21 protein-coding genes are annotated in these 21,166 nt (G+C 65.2%); 13 read left to right on the top strand and 8 right to left on the bottom strand.

The features are described from left to right. Nucleotides 1-194 precede the first annotated feature (194 nt). Nucleotides 195-1,487 (top strand): MFS transporter, encoded by a 1,293-nt coding sequence (locus FHW92_RS19055; RefSeq protein ID WP_168604861.1) that lies wholly within the window; start codon nucleotides 195-197, stop codon nucleotides 1,485-1,487. 16 nt (nucleotides 1,488-1,503) lie between these two features. Here the strand turns inward: FHW92_RS19055 and FHW92_RS19050 are convergent, their stop codons facing one another. Together FHW92_RS19050 and FHW92_RS19045 are read right to left on the bottom strand one after the other, a co-directional pair. Next, entirely contained in the window at nucleotides 1,504-2,499 is a 996-nt protein-coding gene (locus tag FHW92_RS19050) for an aromatic ring-hydroxylating dioxygenase subunit alpha (protein WP_168604860.1), read from the bottom strand. 215 nt (nucleotides 2,500-2,714) lie between these two features. Continuing rightward, on the bottom strand, nucleotides 2,715-3,140 hold the full coding sequence (locus FHW92_RS19045; RefSeq protein WP_168604859.1) for an Rrf2 family transcriptional regulator: 426 nt from the start codon (nucleotides 3,138-3,140) through the stop codon (nucleotides 2,715-2,717). Nucleotides 3,141-3,228: 88 nt separating this feature from the next. Between FHW92_RS19045 and FHW92_RS19040 the strand changes: the two genes are divergently transcribed. Then, nucleotides 3,229-3,654 carry a group III truncated hemoglobin gene (locus FHW92_RS19040; RefSeq protein WP_168604858.1) on the top strand — a complete coding sequence of 142 codons (426 nt, stop codon included), beginning with the start codon at nucleotides 3,229-3,231 and terminating at the stop codon, nucleotides 3,652-3,654. 21 nt (nucleotides 3,655-3,675) lie between these two features. Continuing rightward, nucleotides 3,676-4,842 carry an NO-inducible flavohemoprotein gene (gene hmpA, locus FHW92_RS19035; protein WP_168604857.1) on the top strand — a complete coding sequence of 389 codons (1,167 nt, stop codon included), beginning with the start codon at nucleotides 3,676-3,678 and terminating at the stop codon, nucleotides 4,840-4,842. Between the two features lie 3 nt (nucleotides 4,843-4,845). Here the strand turns inward: hmpA and FHW92_RS19030 are convergent, their stop codons facing one another. Beyond that, the gene (locus tag FHW92_RS19030; protein ID WP_168604856.1) at nucleotides 4,846-5,622 is read right to left on the bottom strand and encodes a helix-turn-helix transcriptional regulator; all 777 of its coding nucleotides are present in this window, start codon (nucleotides 5,620-5,622) and stop codon (nucleotides 4,846-4,848) included. Nucleotides 5,623-5,717: 95 nt separating this feature from the next. On the opposite strand from FHW92_RS19030, the gene FHW92_RS19025 reads away from it, so the two are divergent. Beyond that, a complete protein-coding gene (locus FHW92_RS19025; RefSeq protein ID WP_168604855.1) occupies nucleotides 5,718-6,911 on the top strand; it encodes an MFS transporter in 1,194 nt (397 codons plus the stop codon). A gap of 38 nt (nucleotides 6,912-6,949) precedes the next feature. Here the strand turns inward: FHW92_RS19025 and FHW92_RS19020 are convergent, their stop codons facing one another. The 3 genes from FHW92_RS19020 to FHW92_RS19010 all read right to left on the bottom strand — a co-directional run bounded on the left by FHW92_RS19020 (nucleotide 6,950) and on the right by FHW92_RS19010 (nucleotide 9,831). Beyond that, nucleotides 6,950-8,386 (bottom strand): glucan biosynthesis protein D, encoded by a 1,437-nt coding sequence (locus FHW92_RS19020; RefSeq protein WP_168604854.1) that lies wholly within the window; start codon nucleotides 8,384-8,386, stop codon nucleotides 6,950-6,952. 216 nt (nucleotides 8,387-8,602) lie between these two features. After that, nucleotides 8,603-9,331 (bottom strand): hypothetical protein, encoded by a 729-nt coding sequence (locus FHW92_RS19015; protein ID WP_168604853.1) that lies wholly within the window; start codon nucleotides 9,329-9,331, stop codon nucleotides 8,603-8,605. Beyond that, complete coding sequence (locus FHW92_RS19010; RefSeq protein ID WP_282599804.1) at nucleotides 9,328-9,831, bottom strand: RNA polymerase sigma factor; 504 nt, start codon at nucleotides 9,829-9,831, stop codon at nucleotides 9,328-9,330. Before FHW92_RS19010 ends, FHW92_RS19015 begins: the two co-directional genes overlap by 4 nt. A 114-nt stretch (nucleotides 9,832-9,945) precedes the next feature. Here FHW92_RS19010 and FHW92_RS19005 point away from each other — a divergent pair, with 114 nt between their 5' ends. The 3 genes from FHW92_RS19005 to FHW92_RS18995 all read left to right on the top strand — a co-directional run bounded on the left by FHW92_RS19005 (nucleotide 9,946) and on the right by FHW92_RS18995 (nucleotide 12,989). After that, the gene (locus tag FHW92_RS19005; RefSeq protein WP_168604851.1) at nucleotides 9,946-11,289 is read left to right on the top strand and encodes a S8 family serine peptidase; all 1,344 of its coding nucleotides are present in this window, start codon (nucleotides 9,946-9,948) and stop codon (nucleotides 11,287-11,289) included. A 105-nt stretch (nucleotides 11,290-11,394) separates the two neighbouring features. Continuing rightward, nucleotides 11,395-12,237: a transporter gene (locus FHW92_RS19000; RefSeq protein ID WP_168604850.1), complete on the top strand. Its 843-nt coding sequence runs from the start codon at nucleotides 11,395-11,397 to the stop codon at nucleotides 12,235-12,237. Nucleotides 12,238-12,287: 50 nt separating this feature from the next. Further along, nucleotides 12,288-12,989, top strand: a complete 702-nt coding sequence (locus FHW92_RS18995; RefSeq protein ID WP_168604849.1) for a hypothetical protein — start codon at nucleotides 12,288-12,290, stop codon at nucleotides 12,987-12,989. 58 nt (nucleotides 12,990-13,047) lie between these two features. On the opposite strand, the gene FHW92_RS18990 is transcribed toward FHW92_RS18995, so the two are convergent. Then, complete coding sequence (locus FHW92_RS18990) at nucleotides 13,048-13,944, bottom strand: LysR family transcriptional regulator (RefSeq protein ID WP_246870278.1); 897 nt, start codon at nucleotides 13,942-13,944, stop codon at nucleotides 13,048-13,050. Between the two features lie 118 nt (nucleotides 13,945-14,062). On the opposite strand from FHW92_RS18990, the gene FHW92_RS18985 reads away from it, so the two are divergent. Next, complete coding sequence (locus FHW92_RS18985; RefSeq protein WP_168604848.1) at nucleotides 14,063-14,809, top strand: glucose 1-dehydrogenase; 747 nt, start codon at nucleotides 14,063-14,065, stop codon at nucleotides 14,807-14,809. 82 nt (nucleotides 14,810-14,891) lie between these two features. After that, nucleotides 14,892-15,320 (top strand): organic hydroperoxide resistance protein, encoded by a 429-nt coding sequence (locus tag FHW92_RS18980; RefSeq protein WP_168604847.1) that lies wholly within the window; start codon nucleotides 14,892-14,894, stop codon nucleotides 15,318-15,320. A gap of 91 nt (nucleotides 15,321-15,411) precedes the next feature. Here FHW92_RS18980 and FHW92_RS18975 read toward each other — a convergent pair whose 3' ends face one another. Then, the gene (locus tag FHW92_RS18975) at nucleotides 15,412-15,840 is read right to left on the bottom strand and encodes a BLUF domain-containing protein (protein WP_168604846.1); all 429 of its coding nucleotides are present in this window, start codon (nucleotides 15,838-15,840) and stop codon (nucleotides 15,412-15,414) included. A gap of 161 nt (nucleotides 15,841-16,001) precedes the next feature. On the opposite strand from FHW92_RS18975, the gene FHW92_RS18970 reads away from it, so the two are divergent. The 4 genes from FHW92_RS18970 (at nucleotide 16,002) to FHW92_RS18955 (ending at nucleotide 21,164) form a co-directional block, all read left to right on the top strand. Continuing rightward, a complete protein-coding gene (locus FHW92_RS18970; RefSeq protein ID WP_168604845.1) occupies nucleotides 16,002-16,634 on the top strand; it encodes a Crp/Fnr family transcriptional regulator in 633 nt (210 codons plus the stop codon). Between the two features lie 117 nt (nucleotides 16,635-16,751). Beyond that, entirely contained in the window at nucleotides 16,752-19,502 is a 2,751-nt protein-coding gene (gene cphA / locus FHW92_RS18965) for a cyanophycin synthetase (RefSeq protein ID WP_168604844.1), read from the top strand. Continuing rightward, nucleotides 19,499-20,374 carry an isoaspartyl peptidase/L-asparaginase gene (locus tag FHW92_RS18960; protein ID WP_168604843.1) on the top strand — a complete coding sequence of 292 codons (876 nt, stop codon included), beginning with the start codon at nucleotides 19,499-19,501 and terminating at the stop codon, nucleotides 20,372-20,374. Before cphA ends, FHW92_RS18960 begins: the two co-directional genes overlap by 4 nt. Further along, nucleotides 20,364-21,164 (top strand): cyanophycinase, encoded by an 801-nt coding sequence (locus FHW92_RS18955; RefSeq protein ID WP_168604842.1) that lies wholly within the window; start codon nucleotides 20,364-20,366, stop codon nucleotides 21,162-21,164. Before FHW92_RS18960 ends, FHW92_RS18955 begins: the two co-directional genes overlap by 11 nt. Nucleotides 21,165-21,166: the final 2 nt, after the last annotated feature.

The following is a 21,166-nucleotide window of genomic DNA, read 5'->3' as shown; positions in this document are numbered from 1 at the left end:
TCCATGGTCTGGCATCGTATTCACGCCGCCTCCATTTGACCCGGCCCGCCCGCCACCCTATCCCCGCAACAGATCCGGCAAGGGCTTCCCGACCGGGCCACAGGGGAGAAGAACGCAGTCAGGCGGCCATGGCCGCCCGGCACGCATGCCCATGGCCTGCAATGGAGCCTGCACCGCGCAACAAAGGCTCGTTCATGGAAACCACTTTCCCTTCGCTGGTCAATGCCCACCGCCTGTCGGCCTTGCAGATCACACTGTTTGCGGTCTGTTTTCTGGTGGCTGCGCTCGATGGTTTCGATGTCGCGCTGATGGGCTTTCTGGCGCCTGCGATTCGGCAAGGGCTGAATCTGGCGCCGCCTGAATTGGCATCGGTGTTTGGTGCTGGACAGTTCGGCTCGGTGGCGGGGGCGCTGATTATCGGGCCGATGGCCGACCGGTTCGGGCGCAAGCGGATGATGGTGGCCTCGACCCTGTGGTTTGCGGTGATGACGATCATTTCGTCCTATGCGCCGGATCTGGCCTCGCTGTCCTTGTGGCGGTTTCTGACCGGCTTTGGCCTCGGCGGGGCGCTGCCCTGCGCCACCGCGCTCACCTCGGAATATTGCCCGGATGGCAAGAAGGCGAGCCTGACCACGGCGATGTTCTGCGGCTTTACCTTTGGCTCGGCGGTGGGCGGTTTCATCACGGCATGGGCCGAGCCGCTGGTGGGATGGCGGATGGTTATCATGGGGGCGGGGGTGGCGCCCTTGCTGCTGGTGCCGGTGGCGTGGATGCTGGTGCCTGAATCGGTGGATTATCTGCAGCGCAGCGGCGGCAATGCCCGCGCGCTGGACCGCATCGCCCGACGCATCGCGCGGGTTGAGGACTGGTCGGCCCATGCTGTCGCACAGCCGCGCGCGCAAGGATCGATCCTGGGCGATCTGTTCCGTTCGCGCCCTGCGGGGGGTATTCTGCTGCTGTGGGTCACGTCCTTCATCACCCTGTCCATCGTCTATCTGCTGACCAGCTGGATGCCCTTGCTGCTGACCGCGCAGGGCTTTTCGATGAAGCAGGCTTCGCTGGCCACCGCGATGTTTCAGGTGGGCGGGACCATCGGGGCGGTGGTGCTGGGCCTGTTGATGGACCGTTTCCGGCCCAGCCGGGTGCTGGCGGTGGCCTTTGCGCTGGTGGGGGTGTTTGTCGTGCTGATCGGGCGGGTTCCGGCGCAGAACGCTGTGCTGCCCGTGCTGATCTTTATGGCGGGGGCCACGGTTTCGGGCGGACAGGTGGGGCTGATGGCCTATGCCGCCGGGTGGTATCCGGCCCGCGTGCGCGCCACCGGGGTCAGCTGGACCAATGCCTGTGGGCGGATCGGTTCGATTGCGGGCAGTCTGGCGGGCGGGGCCTTGCTGGGGCTGGGGCTGGGCTATTCCTCGATCCTGATGCTGCTGGCGATCCCGGCGCTGTTTGCGGCGCTGGCCATCGGGATGCAGGGGCGCGCGGCCTAACGCGCGCCCTTATCGTTCAGGCTTCCTCGCGCCGCATCTGCATCAGGCGGCGGCGCGCCCGGATCGCGGCGGCGTCCGATGGCAGGATGACCGGGCGCAGCGCCCAGAAATCCTGATCGCCCATCGCCTCCTGCTGGGCGCGGATCATCGGCTCATCCTCCTCCAGAAAGACCCGGCGCGCCATTTGCGCGGCTTCCTCGCCATGGTCGCGGGTGAAGAAATAATGCGTCTCGCGCGCGCTCTTGGGGGTCAGGATATGCGGGTTGGCCATGGGCGGCACCACCGGCGCGCGGGTTTCCGAATGCACCACGCCGATCATCAGCGCCAGCGAGGCCGGAGCGTGCCAGCGCATATGCAGCCATTGATCGACCCGCGCGTCCCCCACCATAGGCACGGCCCATGCGGGCGGGCGCGACCCGTTCATGTCCCACTTGTTCCACACCGCGCCGGTGTCGTCGCTCTCAACCGCCTGTTCACCAAATTCGAACAGCGCGCCATTCACTCCGAATGTTTCGGTATGCAGAAATTCGGCATGGCTGAGGTCAAGCAGATTGTCCGCGATCAGCTCGTAATTCACATCCATCAGCAGATGGTCGCGGGCATCCTTGGCATCGTCGATGAAGGAGAAATCGGGGATCGTGGCGGGATCGGCCCGCTCCGCATCGCCGGGCCAGAACCACAAGGCCCCGTGGCGCTCGACCAGCGGACGGGTGGCCACGCGCGCCTCGGGCGGGAGCGCCTTGCCAAAGGGGTTGAAAATGCAGGCGCCATCCATGCCATAGGTCAGCCCGTGATAGCCGCAGGCCATGCTGTCGCCCACGCGGCGCCCCCGGCTGAGCGGTACGAAGCGGTGGGGGCAGCGGTCGGCCATCATCACCCAAGCGCCATCGCCCGACTGCAGGATCAGCCATGGTTCGTCCAGCAAGGTGCGCGCGAGGAAGCCATCGGCAGGCACCTCGTCGGCCCATGCGGCCATATACCATGCGTTGCGGACATAAGACTGGGCGGCCATTGCAATTCTCCTCTCCAAACGAGGGAGCGGGCCATGCCTGTTGTCTTTGATCGCTGCATGCCCGCACCCACGCGCGGGACTTTCCCGCCTTAAGCTGTGGGGCCTGCAGCATGACGCCATGGGCGCCTTCCCAGACCGGTTTGCACCGGCCACCAGGCTGTGCCCGCAGAACGGGCGTGGACGGGATAAATTGGAACGGCGATTCGAGTCAAGAATCATTCATGGATCGAAAGGCGCTCCAGCAATTTCTCGCCCTGCGGCCCCATCACATCGGCCAGCGTATAGCGCTCCAGCACGGCAAAAAACGCATCGAGCGCCAGATCGAGCGGGCCGGGCAATTGGCACGCGCCCGCCAGTTTGCAGGTGCCGCAGCCGACCAGATCGATCTCGCCCTCGGTATGGCGGATCAGGCGGCCGATGTTGATTTCCGCCGCCGGGCGGGCCAGCCGCAGCCCCCCGTTGCGCCCGCGCAGCGCCTGAACATAGCCATGTGCGGCCAGATCGCTGACCACCTTCATCAGGTGATTTTGCGAGATATCATAGGCCTTTGCCACTTCGCCGATCGAGCACAGGCGATCGGGATGCGTGGCCAGATAGAGCATCACGCGCACAGCGTAATCAGAAAAGCGGGTCAGGCGCATAGGGGTTCATCCTAAAGATGCATTTCACTTGCATGATATATTTCGCCCCCATATATAGCATCCAAGATGCATGATTTGGAGTCGTTCCATGACCTCCCCCGAAAACCGTCCCGATCCGGTGCCAACGCCCGCGCTTGACGATGCCGCGCTGGCCGGTCTGGTCGATGCTTTTTACGCCCGCGTGCGCGCCGATTCCGAACTGGGCGCGATGTTCAACGGGGCGATCGCGCCCGAGGACTGGCCCGCGCACCTTGGCCGCATGGCGCAATTCTGGTCCTCGGTGATGCTGGGCAGCGGGGCCTATCACGGCAATCCCGTGGCCGCCCATATGCGCCATCGCGCGGAGATGAACCCATCCATGTTCGCCCGCTGGTTGACCCTGTGGGAGGATACCGCGCGCCAGTGCCTCAGCCCCCAGGACGCGCTGGCCGTACAGACCAAGGCGCGCCGCATTGCCGAGAGCCTGCAACTGGCGCTCTTCTTCCGTCTGCCCCGTTTTCAAAACGCTGCTTGAAACCCCCAAAAGGAGCCTGTAATGACCCCCGAACAGACCGCCATCATCAAGGCCACCGTTCCCATTCTTGAAACCGGCGGCGAGGCGCTGACCACCCATTTCTACCGCATCATGCTGTCCGAATATGACGAGGTGCGCCCGCTGTTCAATCAGGCGCATCAGGCCCATGGCACCCAGCCGCGCGCGCTGGCCAATGCGGTGCTGCAATATGCCCGCCATATCGACAATCTGGGGGCGCTGGGCGCGCTTCCGGCTCAGATCATCCAAAAGCATGTCGCGCTGCAGATCCTGCCCGAACATTATCCCATCGTCGGCACCTGCCTGCTGCGCGCGATCCGCGAAGTGCTGGGTGAGGAAATCGCCACGGATGCGGTGATCGACGCATGGGGGGCGGCTTATTGGCAATTGGCCAACATCCTGATCGGGGCCGAGGGCGCCGAATATGACCGCCTGGCGCAGGCTCCGGGCGGGTGGCGCGGGGCGCGGCCCTTCTGCGTCGCGCGCAAGCAGGTGGAGAGCGCTGAGATCGTCTCCTTCTATCTCGAACCCGTCGATGGCGGCCCGGTGGTTGATTATCAACCGGGCCAATATCTGGGCCTGCGGCTGACCATCGACGGGCAGGAATTGCGCCGCAACTATTCGCTCTCGCAAAAATCCGATGGCCGCACCCTGCGCATCAGTGTCAAGCGCGAACCGGGCGGCGTGGCCTCGAACCATCTGCACGATCATGTGGGGCAGGGCGATGTGCTGGACGTGTTCCCCCCGGCGGGCGAATTCGTGCTGGCATCGAGCGAGGTTCCGCTGGCGCTGATCTCGGGCGGCATCGGCGTGACGCCCACGCTGGCCATGGCGCAGGCCGCGCTCGAGGAAGGCAAGCGCGACGTGACTTTCATTCACTATGCCCGCAATGGCGATGTCCATGCCTTTGGCGATGTGATCGACGGCTGGGCGCGCAACTATCCGCGCTTTACCGCGCATATCGTCTATGAACAGGGCGGGCATGAGGATGGCCCCTCGGGCCGCCCTTCGGTCGAGCAATTGCAGGCCTGGGTGCCGGTTGAGGCCGATGCCTATTTCCTCGGCCCCAAGCCTTTCATGGGCTTTGTAAACCGCACGCTGGCGCAGATCGGCCTGCCCGAAACCCGCCGCCATTTCGAATTCTTTGGCCCGGCCGAAGCGCTCGATTGATCCCTATAGGCTCCCGCCCGGCAGATAGCGGCTGGGCGGGACGCCAAGGCGGCGTTTGAACATGGTGGTAAAGGCCGCCGCGCTGTCATAGCCCAAATCGAAGGCGATACCCGTCACGGCCTCGCCCTGCGCCAGACGGGGCAGGGCGATCAGCACGCAGGCCTGTTGCCGCCATTCGCCAAAACTGAGGCCCGTTTCCCGACGAAAGGCGCGGGTGAAGGCGCGCCGCCCCATGCCCAGATCTGCGCTCCATTGGTCGATGCTGTCGCGCGGGGTGGGCTGCTCCAGAAAGGCCTGACACTTGGCCGCCAGCGCGGGCGTCTGGGGAAAGGGCACCGCCAGCGGCACCGTGGGCGCCAGCGCCAGTTCTGCCAGCAACAGCGCCATCAGCTTGCCGTCGCGCCCGTCGCGGTCATATTCGGGCGCAATCTCGCAGGCCGCCTCCAGCAGGCTGCGCAAGAGGGGCGAGACCTGAATGACCTTGGTTTCCCCGCCCAGCGAGCCCTGCACCCCCGGTTCGACCAGAACGCTGCGTGTGCTGACCGCGCCGACCATGCGCACGGCATGGGGGCATCCCCCCGGCGTCCACACCGCGCGTTCGGGCGGGGCCACCCATGCGCCCTGCGGCGTGGAAAGCACCACCACGCCGCGCGCCGCATAGAGCAATTGCCCGCGCCGATGCTGATGCCAGTCCAGTTCAAAGGCGGGCGGATATTCATTGCCGACGCCGATGATGGGCCGGTCGATATGGTCCACCGCTTCGGGATTATTCCAAGGCATGCCTGTCCCAATCGCGAAAAGGAAAGACCCATACAGGAATGCGGGCCAAGGCGCGAGGCGCTATAGCGGGCGGGTAACACAATTGGAAATCAACCATGCACGGGACCAGATCCACCACCCCTCAAACCACCGCCTACGGCATCATCGCCGCGATCAGCGCCTGCCATCTTATCAATGATATGCTGCAATCGCTGCTGCCCGCGATCTATCCGAATCTGAAGGATGAGCTTGGCCTCTCGTTCAGCCAGATCGGCCTTATCACGCTGGCCTATCAGATTACCGCCTCGATCCTTCAGCCGCTGATTGGCCTTTATGCCGATAAACGCCCCACGCCGCTGGCGCTGCCGGGCGGCACGTTATTCACGCTGGCGGGGCTGCTGGTGCTGTCGGTGGCGCACAGTTACGGGCTGCTGCTGGTGGGCGCGTCGCTGCTGGGCATGGGGTCGTCGGTGTTTCACCCCGAAAGCTCGCGCGTGGCGCGTATGGCGGCGGGGCAAAGGCATGGGCTGGCCCAGTCGATGTTTCAGGTGGGCGGCAATGCCGGTTCCGCGCTGGGGCCGCTGGCCGCTGCGATAGTCGTCGTGCGCTGGGGCCAGACCAGTCTGGCGGCCTTTGCCTTGCTGGCGCTGCTGTCCTGCGCGATCCTGTGGAATGTCGGGCAATGGTATCGCCATCACGGTCTGGCCCGCCTTTCGGCCGGTAATGGCGCGCGCAAATCGGCCGATCCCCTGCCGCGCGGGTGGGTGCTGGGCGGGATTGCGGTGCTGCTGGCGCTGATCTTCTCGAAATATGTCTATCTGGCCAGCCTGACGAGCTATTTCACCTTTTACCTGATCCACCGTTTCGGCGTCTCGGTCGAGGTGGCGCAGCTCCACCTGTTCGTCTTTTTGGGCGCGGTGGCGGTGGGCACGATCATCGGCGGGCCGCTGGGCGATCGGTTTGGACGCAAATATGTGATCTGGTTCTCGATCCTTGGCGCGCTGCCTTTCACGCTGCTGCTGCCCCATGCCAGCCTGTTCTGGACCGGGCCGCTGACGGTGGCGATCGGCCTGATCCTGGCCTCGGCCTTTCCCGCCATTGTCGTGTTTGCCCAGGATCTGGTGCCTGGCAAGATCGGCATGATCTCGGGTCTGTTCTTCGGCTTTTCCTTTGGTATGGGCGGGCTGGGCGCGGCTGTCCTTGGCGAGGTGGCCGACCGTGCGGGGATCGAGACGGTCTATGCGATCTGTGCTTTCCTGCCCGCAATCGGCCTGTTGGCGGTGTTCCTGCCCAATCCGAAAAGGGGCTGATCAGGCCGCTTGGCATCCGCCATGCCAACGGGCCGCCCTCAGGCCATCATCGGCTCGATGATTGTTTCGGACAAGGCGGCGCCCTTGTGCCGCAGAAACAGGCGGAATTCCGGCTGGGTGATCGCGGCGGGGCGCACGTCCAGCGTCACGCGCCACCGCCGCGCCATCCCCACCACCGGATAGGCGGCCTGCGCCACCACGGCGGCTGGGGGCAGATTGGTCACTGCCTCCACCCCGCTCGACCGGTCCAGCCCGGCCAGATTGTCACCTTCGAAATCAAACACCAGTTTGCGCGTGTCCTGCCGCGCCTCAGAGCCCGGTATGCCGCCCGCGCCGTTCCATTGATCGACCAGATGAGCCCCCGCGCCCGCCGAGGGATCATGCGATATCCAGTGCAGCCGATAGCGCCATTCATGATAGCCGCCCGCCCGCATCGGCGCATCGCTGACCCAAAAGGCGGCGATATTGTCGGTGGTTTCGGAATCGGTGGGAAATTCATAGAGCATCACCGCGCCCGGCCCCCAATCGCCCAAGGGCTCCACCCAGAGATTGGGGCGGCGATCATAAAAGGCGCCATCGTCCTGATAATTGGCGAAACGGCGATCGCGCTGCATCAGGCCAAAGCCGCGCGGATCGGTGGTGGCAAAGGCGTTGGTGCGCGCATGGCGCGGGTTGCGCAGGGGGCGCCAGAGATGCTCGCCATTGGCCGCGACAATCGCCAGACCGTCTGAGTCATGGATTTCGGGCCGCCAGTCCGTCGCGCGCGTGGCGCCATTCTGGTCATACCAGAACATGCTGGAGGCTGGCGCAATGCCCAGCCGTCTTATGTCGCGGCGCATGGCAAAGGCGGCGGTCACATCCTGTATCACCCCGTCCGGCCCGTTGGTGCTGTCGATCCGCATCGCGCCCGACAGGCTGGGACCGTCGATCAGAGCATGGATGCGGACATGGGCATCGCCTGCGGTCTCGATCCAGAACTCTGTGAAGCGTGGAAATTCCTCGCCGCCCTCCAGCGCCGTATCGACCGCGACGCCTCTTGCGGAAATGCCATACTGGTTCTGCGCCCCGGCGCTGCGGAAATAGGAGGCGCCCACAAAGGAGAGCCAATCGCCATCGGCGCGGGCGTTGAGCACGCGGAAACCAGCCGGGGCCGCATCGCGCCCTCCGGCAAACAACCCTTGGCCGGAGAGCAGGCGGCGCGCCTGGCCGCCCTGAATGAAGTTGAGCCGGACCGGCACAGGCGCATAGCGGCTGACCGGCAGCAGGCGCACCGTTCCGCCCAGCGCCGTGGCGGGGCCGTAAGTGAGCCTGCCCGCGGCATCATAGTCGATCCCATGCGCGCCGGGCGCGTCACGCTCCGCCTCATAGGGCTTGGCCGCCAGCATCCTTGCGCGCTCGATCAGCGCCTCCCACGAAAAGCTCTGGGGCGGGCCAAAGCGTGGGCTGCCTTGGCCGCCGGCGGCCGCCCCCTGCATCAGCGCAAGGAACGGGAGCCCGAGAATGCCGCCGCAAACGCCTCGGCGTGAACAGACGGTGGATGCGTTTTGTAGGATCATGGGGGCAAAACTCGCGCTGTTCCGCTGTACGGCGGATTTACGCGAATAGAATGTGACGGGTGCCCAAGATGTTCCGGGGCGAACGGACCGGGTGAGGCGATGAACCGTGCCTTGCAGGGGGAAAGGGGCAGGGTTTTACGATTTCGGCCCGGCCCATCCTTTGGCGATTTCGCGGTTTTCATCCTCGGTTGACAGAGGCTCGCCCGCGATCATGCCATCGACCTGCGCCATGAGCGAGGGCGGAACAGGCGATCCCGCCAGACGATATTCGCTCTGCCGATGGGCCATCTCCTGCTGCACGGTGCTTTGCACGCGCCATTGGCCCGATTGGCGGCAGGCCAGCCCGGCGGTGCCTCCGGCCATCGAGAAGATGCGGCAAATGCCATCCTGCGTGCGAAAGCTCAGGCGGATCGTTACCGGCGAATTGTCGGCCTGCGCGCTCACTTGCCGCGACAGGGCCGAATCCAGCGCGCCCGACGCCATCAATTGCCCCTTCTCGACCCGCAGCATTGTCCCGGAAGGCGAGCCGTTCCACCCGCCGATCATCACCCCCAGCACGAGCGAGGCCGCCATGGCCGCCACCGGCCAGAAACGATAAGCCGCCTGAAACTTTCGCGCAGGCGGCAAGGGCTGGGCGGCATCCGTCGGCGCCTCCAGCAACCGGTGAATGCGCACCAGATCATCCTCGCCCGGCGCCGGACCCCATGCCTCGATCAGGCCGGCGCGCAGGGCCGTGTGTTCGGCCACCAGCGCCTGCAATTCGGGGCGTGCCGCCAGCATGGCCTCAAAGGCCCGCTTTTCCTCTTCTTCCATTTCCCGGTCGACATAGCGCACAACCAGTTCGTTCACATCGCCCAGCATCATGATGCCTCCTGCGCCTTGAGGGTCTGGAGCAGGCCCGAGCGCGCACGCGCCAGACGGCTGGCAAAAGCGCTCACCGAAATATCGAGAAACTCGGCCGCCTCGCCATAGGACAGATCGCCCATCACCACGAGCTGGATCGGAAGCCGATGATCCTCGGGCATGGTTTCCAGCACCTGACGCACCCGCGCCAGTTCGACGCGGCGCTCGCTGGCGGTCACGGCGTCTCCTTCATCGGAAGGGTCATTGTCATCGGGCAGGGGCGTCACGATCCTTTGCCAACGCCGCCGTTTGCGCATTTCATCGATCCAGAGGTTTTTCATGATCCGCAACATCCAATAACCCAGCCGGTCGGAACCGGGGGCCCCGGCCTCGTGGCTCAATGCTTTTTCCACCGCCGCCTGAAACAGATCGAGCGAGTCGGCCTCATGCTGGGTCAAGGCCCAGGCCACCCGTCGCAATTTCGGCAATAGAGCGGCAATTCCTCGGCGTAACTCGTCCAATTTTCATCCCCTTGTGAAAGAGACGCTTGGGGCCGGACGTTTCTTTCCGGTAGACGCGCGCCAGGCGCAAAAATTTTCGCGATGCGCAGGAAGATGGAAAATGGACCCTATCCGATGATGGCGAGTATTGTCGACAAGGCGGCTTGCGGCAGGCGCAGCGCGGTGCGGCTGTTGGCGGCCGCGCTGGCCTGCTCTGTCGCCCTGACTCCGGCAGCGATGGCGCAGGGGCATGGCGGCATGGGTATGGGTATGGGTATGGGGATGCATCCCTTTCCCAACCTGCCCGATGTGGCGCATGGGCCTCCGGCGGATCTGGGCCTGCTGCGCGGGGGCGAGGCGGCGGCGCAGGCTATCGCCAATGAGGCGCGCAGCCAGCGCCTGTCCAGCGGCCGGGTTGAAGAGGCTCGCAAAATCGCCAAGGCACGCCCGGATGTGTTTGAAACCGACCGCAACGGCGCGCTGGCCGTTCGGGCCGAGATCCTGGCCTACAACATCCCCGCCTCGCGCCTTGAGGCGATCCGCAAGGCCGGTTTCACCATCCTGCGCGAGAACCGGCTGGACGGGCTGGATCTGGCCATGCTGGTCCTGACCAAGCCGGATGAGAACACGCCGCGCGCCATCAGGCGATTGCGCCAGATCGCGCCGGAGGGAACATTCGACCAGAACCATGTCTTTTTTCCATCAGGCCGCCGCCCCGGACCGGCCCTGTCGCCCCAGCCTTTTCAATCCGCCGGAAAGCAGGCGGCCGGTATGATCGACACCGGTGTGGCGCGCAGCGTGACCGGCCTGCGGCAGGTGGCGGTTCTGGAAAAACCCTTCGCCGGACCATCGCCCACACCGGCCGATCATGGCACTTCGGTCGCCGCCCTCATGCTTCAGGCATCGCGTGATGCGCAGGGGCGGATGCCGCTTAAAAAGCTCTATGTGGCCGATGTCTATGGCACATCGCCCACCGGCGGTTCGGCCGAATTGCTGGTGCGCGGTTTGAACTGGATGGCGCGCGAACAGGTGCCGGTGGTCAATGTCAGCATGGTCAGGCCGCCCAATGCGATGGTGGAGGCCGCCATTCGCATCATGGTGGGGCGCGGCTATCTGATCGTGGCCCCGGTGGGCAATGACGGACCGCAGGCCCGCCCGCTCTTCCCGGCTTCCTATCCCGGCGTCGTGGCCGTTTCGGCGGTCGATATGCAGGACCGGCTCCTGCCCGAGGCCAGCCATGTGCCGCGCGTTGATTTCGTGGCCAAAGGGATCGCTTCGGCGCCCGATGCCGCCGGGCGGATCGATATGGTGCGCGGCACATCCTTTGCCGCGCCCATCATCAGCGGGCGGCTGTCGGCCGCTCTGCCCCGGCCGGATCCGGCGCTGGCCCATCGCGCCTTGGCCGCTCTGGCCGCCTCTGCCCGCCATCCCCATGGCCGCGCGTCCGGTTACGGCAAGGGGATCATTGACACGCCCTGAGCCGCCCCATTTTGAAAAAATTTTCCGCCCGCTGAAAGAAGCCACACCCTCCGCGCGTCTTCCCCTTCGACACGGTTAAACCATCACAGTCGAAATAGGTGGGACATGAGGACATTGAAACTGGCGGCCGCACTGGGCTGCATCGGCATGGCGGCATCGGTGCATACAGGGGCCCATGCCGGGGCCGCCGATCCGCAAACGGGTGTGAAATCATCGGCGGCCTTGCCCGCGCAGGACAGCGAGGCCTTGCCTGCGCCGCATTTTGAACTGGCCACCGGGGTTGACTATTCGGCGGGCCATTACGGCGCGGCCGCCGACACGACGGTCTGGAGCATTCCGATAGACGCCAAGGCGCAACTGGGCCGCCTGCGGCTTCAGGCCAGCCTGCCCTATGAATTCATCAACGGGCCGGGCCAGATGGTGGGCGGCGTGATCGTCTCCTCGCCCTCCGCCACGGCCACCACCCGCCGCTCTGGGCTGGGCGATCTGGCGCTGACGGGGGCCTATATGGTGGTGCGGGAAAGCGGGATTTTGCCTTCGCTCGAACTGGGCGGGAGCATCAAACTGCCCACCGCGCCCACCTATATCGGCACCGGCAAGACCGATTACACCCTGACCGCGAACCTTTACAAAACGCTGGTTCCGGGGGTGATGCTGTTTGGTTCGGTGGGCTATTCCTGGCTGGGCAGCCCGGCCCTCTATCAGCTTCAGAATGGGATCATGGCCTCGGCGGGGTTGAATTTCCGCCCCTCGGCCAGAGCGAATTACGGGCTCAGCCTTGCCTATCGCGATCCGGTCGTCGCGGGCCTGCCGGGACAGGCCATCGCTTCACCTTACATGACCTATCGGATCGGGCGCGGGCTGGGGATCACCGCCTATGCCATGGGCGGGCTCAACCGGGCCAGTCCGCGCGTGGGCGCGGGGCTGCGGCTGAGCCTGATGCGCTGACAGGGGGAAGCAAGGGGGCAGTCACGAAACCATCGTTCAAGGAGTTCGACATGCGATACAATCCTGTTGCCATGAGCACCGCCATGCTGGCCCTGTTGGCCGCGCCATCGGCTTTTGCCGCGCCGCCCGCCAATGTGCCGCATGGCCCGCCCGCCTTTGTCACCATGGGGCCGCCCAGCGTGGCCACGGCCCATATTCCGCAAGGCGTTCCGGCGGCGGCCGGTTTGCCTGCGGCGGCGTCTGCGGGTGTTCATGCCGGTGTCGCCGCCAATGCCAATGGTGCCGCCTCGATGGACAGGGCCGCCGCCATGCTGGGCAAGCTGAATGCGGCCCATGCATCGGATACGGCGCTGGCGCATGCCTCGTCCAAATCGGTCGTGGGGGCGCTGGCGCTCTATAAATCCTCGACCATCAGCGCGCGCGCTTCCATCACCAGCTATTCCAGCGCGATTGCGGCGGACAAGGCCAATATCTCGGCGGATCAGCTTGCGCTGACCAATGCTCAGGCAGCGTTGAGCGCCGCGCAAAGCGCCTCGCCGCAAAATGCCGCCGCCATCGCCGCCGCGCAGGCCAATCTGACCGCCGCCCAGAACCAATTGGCCGCCGATCAGACAAGGCTGGCCTCCGATCAGGCGGGCCTTGCCGCCGCGCGGCAATCATTGCTGGCGGCTCAAACGCAACTGGCGACCTCGACCCATACCACATTGAACACATCGGTGATCGGTCGGTTGAACAAGCTGCTGGGCCTGTAAGGCATCGGCCTTTTTGATCCTGCCCCGGCCGGGTGTGCCCTGGCCGGGGCAGGCTGTTTCACGGTTCCTTGGGAAACCGGGCGGCCAGATGGTCGATCAGCGCCCGCACCGCCGGGGGCAGTTCCCGCCGCGTGGTGAACACCAGTTGGACGATGCCGCGATGCGCGCGCCATGGCGGCAACAGGCGCACCAGCCGACCATCGTCCAACGCTTCGGCGCAGACATGATCGGGCAGCAGCGCCACCCCCAGATCCGCAATGGCGGCGGCGCGCACGGCGGTAAAATCGCTGCATGTCATGCGCGGTTCGTGGCGCAGATGGTGGGTGGCGCCATCGCCGCGCTCCAGATGCCAGTCCACCTCGCCGATCTCGTCGCCGGTGCCCAGCGTCGGTTGCCCGGCCAGCGCGGCAATATCGCCGCCGATGCGACCGGCCATTTGCGGGCTGCCCACCAGAATGCGCGAGGAATGGCCCAGCGAGCGCATCGTCAGGGCCGCATCGCTGGTCAGCGCCACACGCACGCGCAGCGCCAGATCGATGCGCTCCTCGATCAGATCGACCGCGCGGTCGGTTGCCAGCAACTGCAGCCGCACCTTGGGATAGCGCGCCAGAAAGGTGGTGATCAGCGGATGGACCACCTCGACCAGGCCGGTGGGGCAACTTAAGCGCACCCGGCCATGCGGCTCGGCCTGAGCCTCGGCCACGGCGGCTTCGGCCCGCTCGGCCTCCTCCAGCATGGCGCGGCAGCGTTCATAGAAACTCTGCCCCACCTCGGTCACACGAAAGCGGCGGCTGGACCGTTCGATCAGCCGCACGCCCAGCCGCGTTTCCAGCCCCGCGATGCGGCGGCTCAGTTTCGACTTGGGCTCGCGCAGGGCGCGCCCGGCCGGGGCAAAGCCGCCATGGGCCACCACGGCGGCAAAATAGGCATAGTCATTGAGGTCGGCGCGCATCATCGTTCCTTTGGTGGAACGATAAGTATCATTTTTGCCGACTACAGCCAAGATCGTTCCGGGTGCATCTCCTCTCTCACCGGCACGAAGGGTGCCGCACCAAGCAACAGGAGAATGAACCATGGCACAGGATTTCAACAACAAGGTGGTGGTGGTCACCGGCGGCACCTCGGGCATCGGTCTGGCCACGGCCAAGGCGTTTGCCGATGCGGGGGCCTCGGTCTTCATCACCGGCCGCCGTCAGGAAGCGCTGGACGCGGCGGTCAAGGCGATCGGTGGCCGGGTGACGGGCGTGCGCGGCGACATGGCCGACCTGAACGACATCGACCGCCTGTATGATGCCGTCCAGCAGCAGCATGGCCAGATCGACGCCCTGTTCGCCAATGCGGGCGGCGGCGAATTTGCCCCGCTGGGCGCGATCAGCGAGGAGCATTACGCCAGCACGTTCGACACCAACGTCAAAGGCGTGCTCTTCACCGTGCAAAAGGCGCTGCCGCTGCTGCGCGATGGGGCCTCGGTGGTGCTGACCGCCTCGACTGTCAGTATTTCGGGCAATCCGGCCTTCAGCGTCTATGCAGCCAGCAAGGCGGCGGTGCGCAGCTTTGCCCGCAACTGGATCCTTGATCTGAAAGACCGCCGCATCCGCGTCAACGCCATCAGCCCCGGCGTGACCGACACGCCCGGCGTCACCCATCTGTTTGGCGAGAATGCTGAGGGAACCAAGGACTATCTGGCCAGTTTGGTTCCGGCCGGGCGCGTTGCCCAACCCGAGGAGATCGCCAAAGCCGTCTTGTTCCTTGCCTCGGACGATGCAAGCTATATCAATGGCATCGAACTCTTCGTCGATGGCGGACAGGTACAGATCTGAACCCTTGGCCAAAGGCCCGCATCCCGATGACCGGGCAGGGGATGCGGGCAGCCCGATTTCGCCCCCCAACAAGGAGCATTCCATGACGATCACCCCCCGTTACACGACCAGCGCCACAGCCACCGGCGGCCGCGACGGCAAGGCCGCAACCGATGACGGCAGCTTTTCCGTGACGCTGGCCGTGCCCAAGGAAATGGGCGGCAATGGACAGGGCAACAATCCCGAACAGCTTTTCGCCTCGGGCTATGCGGCCTGCTTTCTGGGCGCGATGAAATTTGCCGCCTCGCAGGACAAGGCCCTGCCGCGCGTGCCCGCCGATGCCAGTGTCCGGGCCACGGTGGGGATCGGCCCGCGCGATGACAAAGGCTTTGGCCTGACGGTCGAACTGGCGGTGTCCTTGCCTGGGGTCGATCGCGCGGCGGGTGAGGCGCTGATTGCCGAGGCGGACACGATCTGTCCCTACAGCCATGCCACGCGCGGCAATATCAGCGTCAGTCTGAAACTGGCCTGACACGTTTCGAGCATTTTTCAGGGGCGCGAAGGGTATCCTTTGCGCCCCTGATGCGTTGTGGTCCCTGAAAACCGGCGATGCTTTTGCGCAATCAGTTAAATGTTGAACGTCCAGCCTGAACCAAAGCCGCCATGGTTGCGATCAGATGGTCGGCCGCGCGCGCTCTCTCCCTTTGCCCGGCCAAGGCGGTAAAAGCGGAAAACTGGCTGCCGACGAAAAGGTGGGGGCCGGAATAGGCCATGCTCCATCCCGGAAATACCCTAAATTCCTGCACGCTTTCCCTAACAATATCGAGGCGCTCATGCCGCGGATCGCGGCGGATTCTCTTGAACAGAGCGTCAATTTCATCGCCCGGCCCTTCAAGAAATTGGGCAAAATGCAGCTCTGTGAACATTAACGCGCCGGTTATATTGGCCTTTGCATTGAAGTGTCGGGATAGTTTAACGATTTCTTCAACTTGCCACCCTTGCTCGGGAAGCGATAAGGTGCTCTTGCTTACATAAAGAAGAGATCTCAGCATGGAGCTTTTATAGCTGTTGATCGTTTAGGGGGGTAGTCCGACATTCGGTATGAGTATCGTAGGGAACAAGGCCGGTGCTTGCCCCGCTGCTGAATAAACTGAATCAGCTGGAACCGCTTGGACAGGAAGATCAGGATGCTTTTCTGGCTCTTCCTTTCAGAGTGAAAGAGGTGGAAGCTGGCCAGATCATCCTTGATGAAGGAAAGCATTCGACGGGCTGCATAGGCCTGCTCGCGGGCTTTACCTATCGCCACCGCACGCTTCGCAATGGCGCGCGCCAGATCATTTCCGTCCATGTCCCCGGTGACTTCCCCGATTTGCAAAGCGGGCTGCTGGGCACGGCGATCCATACGTTGCAGATGCTGACGCCCGGCAGGCTGGCGCTGTTTCGCGCCGATGATCTCCAGCGCCTTGTTTCCGAACGACCGGCGATACGCGATGCGCTCTGGCGAGAAACCCTGATCGATACGTCGATCTGCGGAGAATGGGTTGCCAATGTCGGGCGCCGGGATGCGCGCGGTCGCATTGCCCATCTGCTTTGCGAATTTGCCATGCGGCTGCGCTCGGCCGGATTGCTGGAGGGCGATTCCTATGAATTGCCCATGACGCAGGATCAGATCGCCGATGCGACCGGATTGACCGCTGTCCATGTCAACCGCACCCTGCAGGAAATGCGGCGAACCGGCCTGATCCATACCGAACGGCGCATGGTCAAGGTCAATGACTGGGACCGGTTGGCCGCGCTTGGCGATTTCAACCCGCAATATCTTCATCTTGAGGCCGTCCGGAACTGAACCGGCCTGTCTGGCCGACGGGGGTAATTTCCCTGCGCCGGTCATGGAACTTCGCCGGTTTGCCGCGCTTTCATGAACACAGGCGCATGGATCCCCAGGGCGCTGATCGGGTGTCCCATGATCGCGACTGGAAATACGGGCGGTGAAGCGTTGGTGCAGGCTGCGCCGCTGCCGCTGGCCATTCTTGAACACAATATCTATCGCGGCCCCAGTCTCCACGCCGACCGGCCGATGATCCGCATCAAGCTCGATCTGGGCGCCTTGCAGGAATGGCCCACCGACCGTCTGCCCGACTTTGCCGACCGCCTTTTGGCGCTGTTGCCGGGGCTGGCGCGGCATGGTTGCTGTTATGGTCGCCCGCTGGGGTTTGTCGAAAGGCTGCGCGCCGGAACATGGCTGGGCCATGTGATCGAACATGTCGCGCTCGAACTTCAGGTCATGGCCGGATACCGGACCAGCAGGGGCAAGACCCGGTCGGTTTTGCGGCATCCGGGCTGTTACAATGTCCTTTATGCCTATGAGGATGAAGGATGCGGTCTGGCGGCCGGTTCCTATGCGATCCAGATCGCCGCTGCGCTGCTTCCTCCGGATCTGCGCTCTGTGATCGGGCTTGACCGGCTGGGTGTGGCGGTCGAGGAGGATCCGCTCGATATTGCGCGGATCAGGGCGCAATTGCGCAGGCATTGCAAAAGGGTGCCGCTTGGCCCCACCACCCGCGCGCTGGTCGATGCGGCAAAGCGGCGGCGCATCCCGGTCCAACGCCTCGACAATCAAAGTCTGATCCAGTTTGGCCATGGCCGCCGCCAGAAGCGGATCCGTGCCAGCATCACCGGCGAGACTTCGCTGCTGGGCGCCGAGATCGCGGGCAACAAGCAACTGACGCGCGAATTGCTGGCGCTGGCCGGACTGCCGGTGCCGCGCGGGGGCGTGGCGGCCAATCTGGCCGAGGCGCGCCTGCTGGCGCAGCGGCTGGGCTGGCCGGTGGTGGTCAAGCCGCTGGACGGCAATCACGGGCGGGGCGTGACAACCTGCGTCACCACCCCGGAGATGCTCGAGGATGCCTTTGCGCTGGCCGCGAGGCGAGGCCGCCGGGTGATTGTCGAACAGCATCTGCCCGGATCGGACCACCGCATTCTGGTGGTCGCCGGAAAAATCGTCGCCGTGGCGCAGCGGCAGCCGCCTCATGTCACGGGCGACGGGTACCATTCCATCCGCGATCTTGTGGCGATCGTGAATGCCGATCCGGCGCGGGGCGAGGGCCATGAAAACATGCTGACCCGCATCACCTGTGATGACACGGTGGCGATGGTTCTGGCGCGCGCGGGCATGGATCTCGACAGCGTGCCCCCGGCGGGGCAGAGCGTTATGCTGCGCGATACGGCCAATCTGTCCTCGGGCGGCACGGCGACGGACCGCACGGGCGAGATCCATCCCTTCAACGCCTCGATTGCGCTTCAGGCCGCCGCGATGGTGGGGCTGGACGTCTGCGGCATAGACTTTCTGTGCCCCGACATCGCCCGGCCGATCCATGAAACCGGGGGCGGCATTGTCGAGGTCAATGCCGCGCCGGGCTTGCGCATGCATCTGGCGCCCACACAGGGCGAAAGCCGCGATGTGGCCGGGCCGATCATCGACGCGCTCTTTCCCGGCGGCGCCATGGCGCGCATCCCCATTGTGGCCATCACCGGCACGAACGGCAAATCGACCACCGTGCGCATGGTGGGCCGGATCCTGCGGCGCGCCGGACATAATGTGGGCATGACCACCACCAGCGGCCTGTATCATAACGAGCATCTGATGAAGCCCTATGACGCCACCGGGCCGAAAAGCGCGCGTGCGGTTCTGGCCAATCCGCTGGTGGATGTGGCGGTGCTGGAAACGGCGCGGGGCGGCATTCTGCGCGAAGGGCTGGGGTTTGACCGCTGCGATGTGGGCGCGGTGCTGAATGTGGCCGAGGACCATTTGGGGCTGAAAGGTATCGACACGCTCGAACAGATGGCCGATCTCAAGGCCGTGGTGCCGCGCGCCGTCCATCGCCATGGCTATGTGGTGCTCAATGCCGATGATCCGATGTGCCGCCGCATGGCCGCCCGCGCCGGGGGGCAGGTCGTCTGGTTCTCGATGTGCGAGGAGGGCGCCATGCCGGGTCCGGTGAAGGATCATGTGGCCGATGGCGGCATGGCGGCGCTGCGCGATGGCGAGGATCTGGTGCTTTACCGCGACGGGCGGCGCACTGTGCTGATCCGCGCGGCCGACATACCCGCGACCCACGGCGGGACGGTGCATTTCAACATCGCCAACGCGCTGGCCGCCGCCGCCATATGCAGCGCGCGCGGGGTGCCGCCCGCGCTGATCCGCGACGGTCTGGCCTCCTTCGCCAGTTCGTTTGAGGACAATCCGGGCAGGCTCAATATCCATGACGCCCATGGCATCCGCTTTCTGGTCGATTACGCGCATAATCCGGCGGGCCTGCGCGCGCTGGGTGATGTGATTGCCCATATGCGGGGCGGCCATACGCGGGTGCTGGGCATGGTGAGCATTCCGGGCGACCGGCGCGACAGCGATATTGCCGAGATGGGCCGGTTGGCCGCCGGTCTGTTCGACGAGGTCGTCTTTCGCGAGACACCCGACGGGCGCGGGCGGGCGCGGGGCGAGATCAACGCCATCATGACGGCGGGCGCGCTGGAGGCGGGCATGGACCCTTGCCGGGTGCGGCGGGTGCTGGATGAAGACATTGCCGCGCAAAGGCTGATCGCGATGGCGCGACCGGGCGATCTGGTGGTTCTGCTGCCCACCTCGATCAAGGCGGTGTGGGAACAGGTGCTGGCCTATCGCCCGAACATGGCCGCCGCGCTGGCGCCGTCATGAACTGGGCGGTGATCGTCCACGGCGGGGCGCGAACCCTTGCCCCGGCGATGCAGGCGCGCAACCGCGCCGGATGCGCCGCGGCCGCGGGCTTGGGCGCGGCATGTCTGGCCGCGGGTGCATCGGCGGTCGAGGCGGTGGCGGCCGCGATTGCCGCGCTGGAGGACAATCCGGCGTTCAATGCGGGCTATGGCTCGGTTTTGACCAGCGCGGGCACGGTGGAAATGGATGCCGCGCTGATGGATGGGCAGACGCTGGATCTGGGGGCGGTGGCCTGCGTGAGCCGGTTGCGCCATCCCATTCGCGCGGCCGGAGCGCTGTTGCGCGCGGGCCCCGTGTTTCTGTGCGGACAGGGCGCGGAGGATTTCGCGGTCGAGGCCGGTATGGCCCTTTGTCCGCCCGAGGCGATGATCGCGCCGGAGCGGGCGGCGGGGCAAGGGCATGATACGGTGGGCGCGGTGGCCATCGATGCCCGAGGCCATATTGCGGCGGGCACATCGACCGGCGGCCTGTCGGGCAAGCGGCCCGGCAGGATCGGGGATTCGCCGCTGCCGGGATGCGGATTGCTGGCCGACGATACGCTGGGCGGGGTGGCTCTCTCGGGCGAGGGCGAGGTTATGATCCGGGTCACGCTGGCCGCGCATATCCTGCAGGGATTGGCCGACATGGGGGCGATGGAGGCAGCGTGCCTGCTGCCCGCGCGGATGGCGCGGGTGGGCGGCGAGGCGGGGGCGATTGTCATCGACCGTTTCGGGGCGCTTGGTCTGGCGCATAACAGCCGCCATTTCGCCGTTGGGCTGCAGACTGCGGACATGGCGGGCCCTATCGGCCTGATCGACGCCGGAGAATGGGAGGCGCAAGGCCATGGCCGATGAACCCGGCCCCTTGATCATCATCGGCGGGCATGAGGACAAGGAGGGCGACAAGCTCATCCTGCGCGAGGTGGCCGAGCGGGTCGGGTCGCGCCGACTGGTTTTGGCCACGGTGGCCAGCCGCGAGCCGGAGGGCTATTTCGAAACCTATTCCCGAGCCTTTGCCGATCTTGGCCTGCATGATCTGGTCGAACTCTATCTGCACGAAAGAGCCGAGACACTGGACGCCCATGTTGCGGACATCTTTGCCGGAGCGGGCGGCGTGTTTTTCACCGGCGGCGATCAGTTGCGCATATCCTCGCAGATCGGCGACACGCCCGTCGAGCATCTGGTGCGCGACATGCACCGGCGCGGCGGCGTGGTGGCGGGCACGTCGGCGGGCGCCTCGGTAATGAGCGAGACAATGCTGGTGCGCGGGACGAACCGGGAATCGCACAGGATCGGCGATCTGCACATGGCGCCGGGGCTGGGGCTGGTGCGCGATATCATCATCGACCAGCATTTTGCCGAGCGCGGGCGCATCGGGCGGCTGCTGGGCGCGGTGGCGCAAAATCCGCGCGTGCTGGGGCTGGGCATTGACGAGGATACGGCGATGGTGCTGACCGGCAACCGGTTTCGGGTGATCGGATCGGGGGCCATCTATGTGATTGACGGCGCGGGCGTAACCCATTCCAATATTGCCGAGGCCAGCCCGGAAAAGACACTGTCCATGCATGAGGTGCGCCTGCATGTGCTGAGCGGGGGCGATTGTTTCGATCTGGAAACGCGCCAGCCCGCTCTGCCTCCGTGCTAGGC

This window comes from Novosphingobium sp. SG707 (assembly GCF_012275515.1).
Lineage (GTDB): Bacteria > Pseudomonadota > Alphaproteobacteria > Sphingomonadales > Sphingomonadaceae > Novosphingobium.
Note: the sequence above shows the minus strand (reverse complement) of the source record. Positions and strands in the feature narration are given on the sequence as shown.

Excerpts from the sequence above, each read along its gene's own strand:
- FHW92_RS19020 (WP_168604854.1), bottom strand. The coding sequence starts at position 8,386 with ATGCAGGGGGCGGCCGCCGGCGGCCAAGGCAGCCCACGCTTTGGCCCG.
- FHW92_RS19040 (WP_168604858.1), top strand. The coding sequence starts at position 3,229 with ATGACCTCCCCCGAAAACCGTCCCGATCCGGTGCCAACGCCCGCGCTT.
- cphA (WP_168604844.1), top strand. The coding sequence starts at position 16,752 with ATGATCGCGACTGGAAATACGGGCGGTGAAGCGTTGGTGCAGGCTGCG.
- FHW92_RS18975 (WP_168604846.1), bottom strand. The coding sequence starts at position 15,840 with ATGCTGAGATCTCTTCTTTATGTAAGCAAGAGCACCTTATCGCTTCCC.
- FHW92_RS19025 (WP_168604855.1), top strand. The coding sequence starts at position 5,718 with ATGCACGGGACCAGATCCACCACCCCTCAAACCACCGCCTACGGCATC.
- FHW92_RS19000 (WP_168604850.1), top strand. The coding sequence starts at position 11,395 with ATGAGGACATTGAAACTGGCGGCCGCACTGGGCTGCATCGGCATGGCG.
- FHW92_RS18995 (WP_168604849.1), top strand. The coding sequence starts at position 12,288 with ATGCGATACAATCCTGTTGCCATGAGCACCGCCATGCTGGCCCTGTTG.
- FHW92_RS18990 (WP_246870278.1), bottom strand. The coding sequence starts at position 13,944 with ATGATGCGCGCCGACCTCAATGACTATGCCTATTTTGCCGCCGTGGTG.
- FHW92_RS19050 (WP_168604860.1), bottom strand. The coding sequence starts at position 2,499 with ATGGCCGCCCAGTCTTATGTCCGCAACGCATGGTATATGGCCGCATGG.
- FHW92_RS18985 (WP_168604848.1), top strand. The coding sequence starts at position 14,063 with ATGGCACAGGATTTCAACAACAAGGTGGTGGTGGTCACCGGCGGCACC.
- FHW92_RS19030 (WP_168604856.1), bottom strand. The coding sequence starts at position 5,622 with ATGCCTTGGAATAATCCCGAAGCGGTGGACCATATCGACCGGCCCATC.
- FHW92_RS19005 (WP_168604851.1), top strand. The coding sequence starts at position 9,946 with ATGATGGCGAGTATTGTCGACAAGGCGGCTTGCGGCAGGCGCAGCGCG.
- FHW92_RS19055 (WP_168604861.1), top strand. The coding sequence starts at position 195 with ATGGAAACCACTTTCCCTTCGCTGGTCAATGCCCACCGCCTGTCGGCC.
- FHW92_RS18955 (WP_168604842.1), top strand. The coding sequence starts at position 20,364 with ATGGCCGATGAACCCGGCCCCTTGATCATCATCGGCGGGCATGAGGAC.
- FHW92_RS18960 (WP_168604843.1), top strand. The coding sequence starts at position 19,499 with ATGAACTGGGCGGTGATCGTCCACGGCGGGGCGCGAACCCTTGCCCCG.
- FHW92_RS18980 (WP_168604847.1), top strand. The coding sequence starts at position 14,892 with ATGACGATCACCCCCCGTTACACGACCAGCGCCACAGCCACCGGCGGC.
- FHW92_RS19015 (WP_168604853.1), bottom strand. The coding sequence starts at position 9,331 with ATGATGCTGGGCGATGTGAACGAACTGGTTGTGCGCTATGTCGACCGG.
- FHW92_RS19045 (WP_168604859.1), bottom strand. The coding sequence starts at position 3,140 with ATGCGCCTGACCCGCTTTTCTGATTACGCTGTGCGCGTGATGCTCTAT.
- hmpA (WP_168604857.1), top strand. The coding sequence starts at position 3,676 with ATGACCCCCGAACAGACCGCCATCATCAAGGCCACCGTTCCCATTCTT.